This is a genomic window from Pedobacter sp. MC2016-15, assembly GCF_026239695.1.
In the GTDB taxonomy this organism is placed as follows: Bacteria; Bacteroidota; Bacteroidia; order Sphingobacteriales; family Sphingobacteriaceae; genus Pedobacter.
This window is the reverse complement of the sequence record NZ_JAPIVS010000005.1, coordinates 449,870-460,006: the sequence shown is the minus strand read 5'-3', so window position 1 is coordinate 460,006 and position 10,137 is coordinate 449,870. Positions and strand designations below refer to the sequence as shown.

The following is a 10,137-nucleotide window of genomic DNA, read 5'->3' as shown; positions in this document are numbered from 1 at the left end:
GTTAGTTATCAATAAAAAGTCACCACTAGTTCTCATTAAAATGTTGCCACCTTACATTGATGGTTTAACTTGTCAGGTAAACTCTAAACCTGACACAGATGTATGGATTGGCTATGTATTACACTGTAAAAACTTTATTGTCTCAAGGCAAATCTATCAGAGAGATTTCCAGGGAATTGGGTATGTGCCGGAGAACGATCTCCAAGATCAAGACTGCTCTGGAGAATGGGCATGATCATCCTGTGGGACAAACCAGAACGAAGTCTCTGGATGCTTATAAAGATTTGATCAATGAATATTATGAGGAAGGCCTGACCGCTATCCTCATTCATAGACGACTTGTTCAAGAAAAATGCGTAGCCATATCTTATCCCAGCGTTGCCCGCTGGGTCGAAAGATTGAAGAAACAGGAAGTTTATGTGCCTTTGCACAGTAAACCAGGTGAAGAATCTCAAGTGGATTTCGGTTATATGGGACTTTTTCAACGACACGGTAGACCTGTTAAAGTATGGGTTTTTGCAATGATCCTTTCCCATAGTCGCTATGCATATTATCAGCTGGTTACTACTCAAAAGATTAGCGTCTTCATTGAATGTCATTACAAAGCATTTGAATACTTTGGTGGAGTACCCAGAACTGTTAAGCTGGATAATCTGAAAGCTGGCGTGATAACTCCTGATTTTTATGAGCCAGTTTTGCAAGAACAATACGCTGGCTTTTTATCATTTTATAATAGCGCGCCCATTACCTGCCGTGTACGCAGGCCGGAAGATAAAGGGAAGGTAGAATCAGCGATCAAATATGTTAAAAACAACTTTTTAAAGAATTTTCGTGGCTCAGATTATGATAAACTAGTTTGTGAACTTAAAGTCTGGAACGAAGAAGTGTGTAATACTCGCATCCATGGTACTACCAGAAAAGTTCCTGAAACTATCTTTTCAAGTGTAGAAAAACAGGCGTTATTACCATTGCCACTTCGGCGGTATCAGATTATAGATGTTTCTACACGGAAGGTAAGCAGAATGGCGCATATCTGTTATCGCCATAACTACTATTCAGTTCCGGCAAAGTTTGCAGGAATGCAGGTCAGGTTGGAAAGCAACGGAACGCTGCTTCGGATCTATTCTGGTTACACAAAAATCGCCATGCATGCCATTAGTCATGCAATAGGTTTATACATCTCTCAGGAAGAGCATCGGCCCCAGGAAAAGAGAAATATCAGCAGAGAGGAATACTATCAACACATGTTAGCGATTGGGCCCGATACCCTTGAAGTGTTCATTCAATTGGAAAAAACAAGACCAATGTACTGGCATACAATGACTAAAGGCATACTGAATTTACAAAAGAGCTACAGCAAACAGATTATCAATAGCGCTTGTAAAAGAGCACTGCGTTTTAATGCCATAGGCTATCAGCATATTAAAAGAATTTGTGAGTCAGGTCTTTATTTGCAGGATGAACTTCCTTTGCCTGAAAGCAACTTTGACCAAAGTGGAGGTTTCGGACATGATCTGAGCGTATATGACAATCTCACACATTATCAATCATAACAATATGGAAGCTTTAAAAACACAATTAAGATTACTTAAGCTCTCTTCGATGGTAGATGGGCTGGAACTGCGTAACAAACATGCTTTAGAAAACCAGATAAGTTACCTGGAGTTTTTGGAGCTACTCGTAGAGGATGAGGTGGTCAGGCGACAGGCGAATGGATACCACACAAGATTAAGAGAGTCAAAATTGAATTCTCAAAAAGTCCTGGACACTTACGACTTTTCTTTCCAGCCTGAACTGGACAAAAGAATGATTCATGAACTGGCATCCTGCAGGTTTATTACACAAAAGAATAATATCATTTTGATGGGTAAGCCCGGTGTTGGGAAAACACATTTGGCAAATGCGATTGGTCTGGAGGCTGTCAAAAAGGGTATGAAAGTCCTATTTGTACATACTAACGAAATGATGGAAAAACTTTATTCATCACGTGCAGACGGATCTTACCGATATACAATGCAGAAATATCTTAAGCCAGATCTGCTTATCCTCGATGAACTGGGATTCAAAAAGATGCCTCAATATGGGATGGATGATTTCTTTGAGATCATCAGGCATAGATATGAAACTGGCTCCTTAATCGTCACCACAAACAGGAACTTTGAGGACTGGGGAACACTGTTTGGTGATAAGGTGATGGCATCAGCAATTATTGACAGAATTGTCCATCATGCAGTGATTGTGAAAGTTACAGGGTCGAGCTATCGCGTTAAAAACCTCCTTGAAGTACAGGAAATATTCAGAAATGAGGAGAAACAACCTGCAAAAAGAGGCAGACCTAGAAAAGATGGAGATCAAAATGATTCAAGCGATCAAGATGAAAGATTTGAAAATGAATGATTTATTGTAATTTTAGGTGGCAACATTTTAATGAGAATCAGTGGCAACATTCTGATGATAAGTAACAGTCCGATTTTTAGGAGGGGTTACATTACTATATCTGCATTTTGCAACAATACATTGCCTATCATGTAATAAAATCCTCCAATCGTGCTATCCAATTATTCATATACATGGTCTTATAAGGAAAGGTGATGTCGGGTTGGAACTGTTTACGTTCTGATTGGCTCATAATTGGGTCAATTGAGTCAAAGGGAAATTACTTATATCACTTAACATTCACCTTTTTTAACTTTTTCAGTTTAGAAAGCCAAAACTTGTCGAAATAATCTGTCCATGCCGGCAGTTCGTTAAAAGTACAGCGAAAATCAAAGCAAGGTTAGTCGAGCCTTGGCTAAATGGGATGCAGATTTTGTAGGAATTCGTAATTACTAGCAGATTAAGAATGGATCGGAATAGTGACTTAGCTTAAATAATCACTTTTTAAGATCGTATACCGTATAAGTACTAATCGTTTATTGTTTTAGTATAGAGTAGAGATCTAGGCAAGGTTACCCGAGCAAGTAACTGAGTATCATCTAGGTTTTCTAGATTTATAGCCGTTTTAGAATGGATGGGTGTCGCAATTTTAGCATGCTTTACATCTTATCAGGATCATTTACTGTTTTGGTATTGTTCGTATATTGGTCGTATTTCGCTTTGTGTCGCGATATCCTTCGGATATTGTTGGTGTATAGTTGGTATATCAAACGGATATACTAACTATACACCAACGATTAAGGAACTATATCCCAGTATTATAGCAACACAAACCAAAACACGAACGAGATACGAAGGAAATATGAGAGCATCCCTTTTTGTATTTTGTGAGTCACCATCTTTCTTCACAATCACTACGTTTAACTTTTTAGCTAATGTGACGATTTTAGCGAGACTCTCTTTATTATTTGATTTTAAGATGAGTTACATACTATATTTTCTTTTAGATATGTATAAAAATATTAAAATAAAATTTTCACACTGTAATATACATACAAAAATAATTCAGCAAACTATATGGATTAACGATCCGCAAAAATTGAATCAATTAATTACATCGTCCTTATTAGTCCGTTTGTAAAATCAGGTACGAATGAGTTTCATCTAAAATATGCTTTAACCATCTAACATTAGAAGGCAACATGTTCGACTTGCTTTAAAATATTTGGGCCAATATATTTGCTGAGGGATTGTGGTGTGATAATTTCAACCCTCCTGCCTAGTAGATCTTCAAGGAAGAAAGACAAATCTATGAAATTATCATAGCTCTTTTGCTTCGTGTCGAATTCAACTAATAGATCGACATCACTAGCTTGATGAATTTCACCAGTGATAAATGATCCAAACAAACTCATGTTCAAAACACCAAAAGATCTTAACTTGTGGCCATTGGCTTTCAGTAAGTATAGTAATGATTGTTTGTTTTGGACTGCCGTATTCATACTCAAAAATAGTTAACATTTTCTCACAAATAAAATCGCGATACCGATCAACAAACTGAATCCTGTTATTTGAGAATACATTCTCTTACTTCAATTTGTCAATATCATATTTCAGGTTCTATTCAGATACTTGCTGAGGAGTTCCGCTAGTTTATTATCCGTTAGAGTCGATGTTTACGGGAGGCTTGCTCGGGGTGATAGCGATATGAGTGCCTACTGCCTACGGTCCACCAGCGTTTTTTAGCCCAATAAACGGAGGTGGATTGTAGGCAGATCGTACCCAGTACGCACTCACTACGAGCAAGCTTCGAGAAAAGTATATAGGAAATCAAAGGCAAGAGTAACTGGAACTGTTTACGTTCCAATTGGCTCATAAATGGTTCAATTGACTCAAAGGGAAATTACTTATATCACTTAACATTCACCATTTTTAACATCTTACTTTAAAAAGCTAAAAGTATCCCTGATATACAATCTTTGAACTAACCATACATGGCGTCCTTGTTATACTTGTTCCGGTATTCCAGCGGGGACATCCCGGTGATTTTCCTAAATACTTCACGGAATGCCTTAAGATCGGAATAACCGACCTCGTACATTACTTCGTTAATGCTCTTTCGACTTGTCTCAAAAGCTTTTTTTGCAGCTTCTACTTTTACCCGCTGTGCGTATTCGTTAGGTGTATTTCCTGTGGCTTTGATGAAACGACGGTCAAAATTTCGCCTGCCAATGGCATAGGTGGCTGCGAGGTCTTCGATGGAAATTTTTTCTTGCAGCTTACCTTCAATATAAGCCTGTGCATCTTTGATCATTTCGTCACCATGTAACCGCTGTCCGTTGAAAATGATAAAAGATGATTGGTTGTTCCTGTCCATTTCAATTTGAAAAACCTTTGAGCAAAAGATCGCGGTCTCACGGTCATAGTACTTTTCGACAAGATAAAGTATCAAATTCAAGAATGAATATGCGCCTCCGTTGGTGTAGATACCCTGTTCATCCGTAATCAGCTGGTCTGTTCGTAAGTCGATCTTCGGATATAGCTGCTTTAACCGATCAGCCGCCGACCAGTGGGTTGAACAACTTTTCCCATCCAGCAATCCCGCTTCTGCCAACAGGAATGCACCAGTACATATACTGGCAATGCTGGCGCCATTGCGATATTGTTTACCAATCCAATCTATCAACTTTCCATTAGCTTCTATTGCTTCCTGGTAATTATGATTGAGTGATGGTATGATGACAAGGTCAGTCTTACGGATGTCAGTGATGTGCTTATTTGGTCTGGCAATGAACAATCCACCATAGAATTCAACTTCATCCGAAGTGCCCGCCAGCTCAATTTGAAATACCTCTCTCCTGCCTGATTCTTTTTGATAGGTATTTGCCCTTGTGAATATTTTAAGAGCGCCAACTATGCTGCTCAGGTTATTTTCTCCATCGGGAACGACAATGGTCAGGTGTTTCATATAATTTGTTTTTAGATAAAGATAATTCTTTGAAATGTCCAAATCAACCCATGAAGTTGTCTATATAACACCCCGTGAAATTAAAATTTGGCCAATACATTTGTGATAAGAAACATTTTAAGCCTAATATTCTCATGAGAAACACGACGATCAAAGTTTTACTTTCAATATTGTGCCTTGTCACCTTCGATGCCAACGCCCAGCAAAAAACTACTAACCAGCAAAAAAAAGATACTATGACATTACCAGCTACAACTAACCAAAATTCTCTCAGTGCACAAGAAAGGGAAGATGCCATAAAATTTCTGGAAGAAACAAAGTCAGAGCTTTTCCGTGCTATCAGAAATCTGAAAAATAACCAGATCACTTTTAAGGGGGATACCGAAAAATGGAGTATCGAAGAATGTGTGAAACATATTGCAGCGGCAGAAACAACGCTGTGGGCGATAGTGGAGGAATCATTGAAGCAACCAGCAAACCCTGAAAAAAGAGAACAAATCAAATTTAATGATCGGGAGCTCATCAATGCCGTGAAAGACCGTACGCACAAGTCAAATACTTTCTCAGCTTTAGAACCGGCAAATTCGCCATATAAAACATGGAATGAAGCAATGGAGTCTTTTGAAGAAAATCGTGAGAAGCTAATATTGTTTGTTAAAAATACAAAGGACGATCTGCGCAATCATGTATCTGTACTACCTATCGGCACTTATGATGCGTATCAATTGATCTTACTTATTTCTGCTCACACCAATCGGCATACGCAACAAATACAACAGGTGAAAGAGGATATTAATTTTCCAAAGGACTAATTTAACCTTCATCTGTAGATTAGTGATGTGGATCGTATACCGTTTAGGTACTGGTCGTATACTGTTGTATATTGGAAAGGGCTTAAAACATCCTTGGAAGTGCTCTAGAACAGCGTTGAGAGGTCTATACCCGTTTCAAGTACGTTCCAACTGCGTCTCAACCGTGTTCTAACGCCGTTCCAATAGTGTCTCAACACCGTTCCAATACAAACCAGTATACGACCAGTATACGAACGATACATGCACTTGAAATACTGCAATTTCCATCATAAAGTCTGAGGATAATAGACAGTGGCCGAGTTGCCTACAAAGATAAACTAAAAAAAATTCCAGATCAAACATCGTTGTCCGTGACCAAGATAGATATTGCTCAATCATGTTTAGGAAGGGCTATTGAAACAGCTTTGATTTTGGAATTCTGGCATTCTGGTTATACCCATCAATAATCCTAAAAAGAGCCTTGTAAGCCCTTTAAAAGGCCTTTTTTAGGCCTTCGAAAGCCCAAGGGGCTATCCAACCCCTACCCAATGCCTTCTGAAGGTCTTCTGAAGGCCTTTTAAACATACTACAAAGCCTTTTTTCATGTACTAAAAATCTCTACCAGCCCCTGATTTAGTAATGGATTTACCACTACCCCATTCATGATCTAAGATAAGGATCATTCTACCCAAACAAATCACGACTTTGATCTCCGCCCCTTAAATAATTTAAAAACAAATTTCTTTATTATAAATATTAAGGTTAATTTAGATGACATAGATTTACTGTTACAAAACACTGATGACATAACAACTAATTAATTATTCAGAGTCTTGCGGAACATATTCTGACGCCGTGATGCAAGACAGCAGGAAAGACCCATGTCTATGTGTAGAAGTACTATATTTGTGCTTCGAAATAGATGTGGGGGCTGCTGTAATTCCGTGTCACGTAAGGCGTCAGAAACTTTATATGTTCCCACGGTTGGCAGCCCCCACATTTATTGTGTCAGCCAATCCGATCAAGACTCATTTATAGTGTGTACCAACTAAAATGAGAATATATGGAAATGCAAATTCAAAAAGCAGCGGATCAGCAGACATACCATTTCAAAAAGTTTGTTCAGCGTCTCGTCGATAAATTTAAACCTTTACAGCTTTTCTGCTTCGCTAAAACAAACCACCTTTTAGAATCAAATGGTTGTTTTAAAGATCATCAGAACAACTACGATTGTAATTACTGTCTACTGATGGTTACAGCTACTGCAACCCGTATTGATCATGAAGTACAGGAATTTTGTAATGTGTATTACAACCATGGTACTGTTTCTATTATTACTCATAGCCGGGATACCATATTAGAGGCAATTAAATTAAACAACAGGTTTTTTAAGACCGTCTATACCAGCGGCCAGCTACTATACAGCCATGATGGTATGACGCACTTTGATTTCAGCAATAAGTTTATACCTACTCTTTCAGCGCAAAAGGCACAAAAACATTTCGATCACCGTATGCCGCTGGCTGAAGGATTCTTCCGTGGAGCATCTCAATGTCTAAACAGTAAGGACTTCAATGTATGCACTTTCATGCTTCATCAGGTAGTTGAACAATGCTGTATTCTGCTGCTCAGAGTTCACCTGGCATACCGTTCTGAAATCCACAATCTGCTGCGCATGTTGTGCTTATGTTGTTCCTTTTCTGACAGGCCAATTAAAACATTTCTAACAGGAAGTCCGCAGGACGAAGAAGTATTTAACTTACTATTGAGAAGTTATTCCGGCTCCCGCTATGGTGATGGTTTTTCGGTTTCCGCGCATGATGCCCAGATATTGTTTGACCGGGTATCTTCTTTTGTGGATCTGGTTAGGGCAATGTGTGTAACGAAAATTGAAGAGCTAGCGCATGAAGGAATGCTCTATCAGGAGCTTAAAGGAGAAAGCGAAATAGAAGTCAATTAAGAAACCACTCTCTAATAATATCAAAATTCTATGAAGAAACTGAACAAAATTTGAAGCCCGGAAGGATCACAGATGATTTTTTGAATAGAGGTTAAATATTTATCAGCCAGACGTTTTTGGGTCAAATGGGCTATCTACAAAGCGCTAAATCTTGAAGCTTTGTAACCAAATCTTAAAACCCTATTAATGTATGGCACTAAACTCAAACGAGCTTAAAAGGCTCCAGGAAGAATTAAAGTCAAACGGTGCGAACTGGGAAGCCGGTCCGACCTCTATCAACAAATTATCTGATTCGGCGCGTCGTCTTCGCCTGGGATGTATTCCCGAACCAGAAGAAAGAGTAGATGACACCGATCAAAAACTTGATTTTTCTTTTCCTGAAGAAAGCGATCTGACAAACATGGCCGGATCCAACTATGTTAACCCCGTTGAAGACCAGGGGCAATGTGGCTCCTGCGTCGCATTTGCTGTAACAGCAACCTTAGAAACCACCTTAAGATTACAGACCAAACTACCACAAAATGACGAGGGTGGCTATGCGCTGCCAAGACTTTCACCAGCAGATGTATTCTTTTGCGGATGCGGAGGTGATTGCGCTACTGGTACATGGGTAAGCCAGGCTTTGGACTACTGCAAATCTACAGGTGCCATCACATGGAATGCTTTTCCTTATGATGCCGGTAATCAAACCTGCAATGTACATTCAGACGAATCACAATTACGTACAAAAGTTGAAACTTATCAGGGAACAACCTCGACCGACTACATGAAAGAATGGTTGAGCAGCAGAGGTGCATTGGTAACCACCTTCGCCGTTTACAGCGATTTCTATTCCTATAAAAAAGGAGTTTACTCGCCAACAAGTACAAATTTAGAAGGTTATCATGCTGTATCAGTAGTAGGTTACAGTGAGCAATTACAAGCCTGGAAGTGTAAGAATTCATGGGGAACAGGATGGGGCGAAGATGGATACTTCTGGATCGCATATAATGTCTGTGGAATTAACGATTATATGTATCTGGTAGTGGATTACGCATCTTATTACGCTTATCCCCTGCTTACGCTGGGAGGAAGTCAAAAACACGATCAGGGTGCTTCGCCAGCTGTAGCCTTGAGCAGGTCCGGAAGTATCGAGGTTCATCAATCGCACAGGGAACTTGCTTTGTGGTACCGAAGCGGTTCTGTGACTGCAAACTGGAATGACAGCCATAAGTATGATCAGGGATGGGGACCAGATGTGGCACTCAACGACAATGGTTTAGCAGTTGAAGTTCATAAATCACAGTCTGCTTCCACCCTGTGGTATCATGTTGGTCAGCTCGGTGACAACAATGTAGATTGGAAAGGAAGTGTAAAATACGATTCAGGATTGTATCCAGGCATTGCCATCAATAACAATAACTATGCTGTAGAAGTTCATCAGGGATCTGGTGCTACCAAGTTATATTACAGGGTAGGAATTGTAGGTACAGATAGGATCGACTGGGGTGACAGCCATGAGTATGAAGGTAGCGGAATACATCCTCGAGTGGCTATTAACAACCATAACCAGGTGGTAGAAATACATCAATCGAATACTACTGCCACTTTCTGGTCGTCAGTAGGTCAGATCAATGCAGATAAAACTATTAGCTGGGGAACAAGCTCTAAATGCGATAAGGGTTATTATCCAGGCATAGCGCTTGATGATAATGGTCGTGTGTTAGCTGTGCACCAGTCAGAAGCTAAGATTGGACTGTGGTATCAAACAGGTAACCTGATAGCTGCAGCCAACCGTGTTGATTGGTCTGACAGCCAAAACTATGATGACGGTTACTATCCTATGATTGCATTAAATGGTGATGGGCAGGTCATAGAGATTCATCAATCTCAATCTGAACTCAGGGTTTGGTTTAGAACGGGCGCGCTAAGTAATGTGACTATTGGCGGAATGATCCTCGAAGAAAGTTTCGCTGAGGAAGAGGTGCTGCAAGCTGAAAAATAAAGAAAGTTCAATTGTAAGTTACTGAAAGGAGGTTATCACAAATTGTGATAACCTCCTT

At 39.6% G+C, this 10,137-nt stretch carries 7 protein-coding genes; 5 read left to right on the top strand and 2 right to left on the bottom strand.

What is annotated here, in order from left to right; genetic code table 11:
* The first annotated feature begins 98 nt into the window (after positions 1–98).
* On the top strand, positions 99–1,553 hold the full coding sequence (gene istA / locus OQY15_RS17215; protein WP_265793129.1) for an IS21 family transposase: 1,455 nt from the start codon (positions 99–101) through the stop codon (positions 1,551–1,553).
* A gap of 4 nt (positions 1,554–1,557) precedes the next feature.
* Positions 1,558–2,397 carry an IS21-like element helper ATPase IstB gene (istB, locus tag OQY15_RS17210; protein WP_265793128.1) on the top strand — a complete coding sequence of 280 codons (840 nt, stop codon included), beginning with the start codon at positions 1,558–1,560 and terminating at the stop codon, positions 2,395–2,397.
* Between the two features lie 1,169 nt (positions 2,398–3,566).
* Here istB and OQY15_RS17205 read toward each other — a convergent pair.
* Positions 3,567–3,878 carry a nucleotidyltransferase domain-containing protein gene (locus OQY15_RS17205; protein WP_265793127.1) on the bottom strand — a complete coding sequence of 104 codons (312 nt, stop codon included), beginning with the start codon at positions 3,876–3,878 and terminating at the stop codon, positions 3,567–3,569.
* A gap of 482 nt (positions 3,879–4,360) precedes the next feature.
* Positions 4,361–5,344: a helix-turn-helix domain-containing protein gene (locus OQY15_RS17200; RefSeq protein WP_265793126.1), complete on the bottom strand. Its 984-nt coding sequence runs from the start codon at positions 5,342–5,344 to the stop codon at positions 4,361–4,363.
* A 134-nt stretch (positions 5,345–5,478) separates the two neighbouring features.
* Here OQY15_RS17200 and OQY15_RS17195 point away from each other — a divergent pair, with 134 nt between their 5' ends.
* From OQY15_RS17195 to OQY15_RS17185, 3 genes are all read left to right on the top strand, one after another.
* Entirely contained in the window at positions 5,479–6,156 is a 678-nt protein-coding gene (locus tag OQY15_RS17195) for a DinB family protein (RefSeq protein ID WP_265793125.1), read from the top strand.
* 1,042 nt (positions 6,157–7,198) lie between these two features.
* Positions 7,199–8,095 carry a HEPN domain-containing protein gene (locus OQY15_RS17190; protein ID WP_265793124.1) on the top strand — a complete coding sequence of 299 codons (897 nt, stop codon included), beginning with the start codon at positions 7,199–7,201 and terminating at the stop codon, positions 8,093–8,095.
* Between the two features lie 190 nt (positions 8,096–8,285).
* Entirely contained in the window at positions 8,286–10,079 is a 1,794-nt protein-coding gene (locus tag OQY15_RS17185; protein WP_265793123.1) for a C1 family peptidase, read from the top strand.
* The last annotated feature ends 58 nt before the right edge of the window (positions 10,080–10,137 follow it).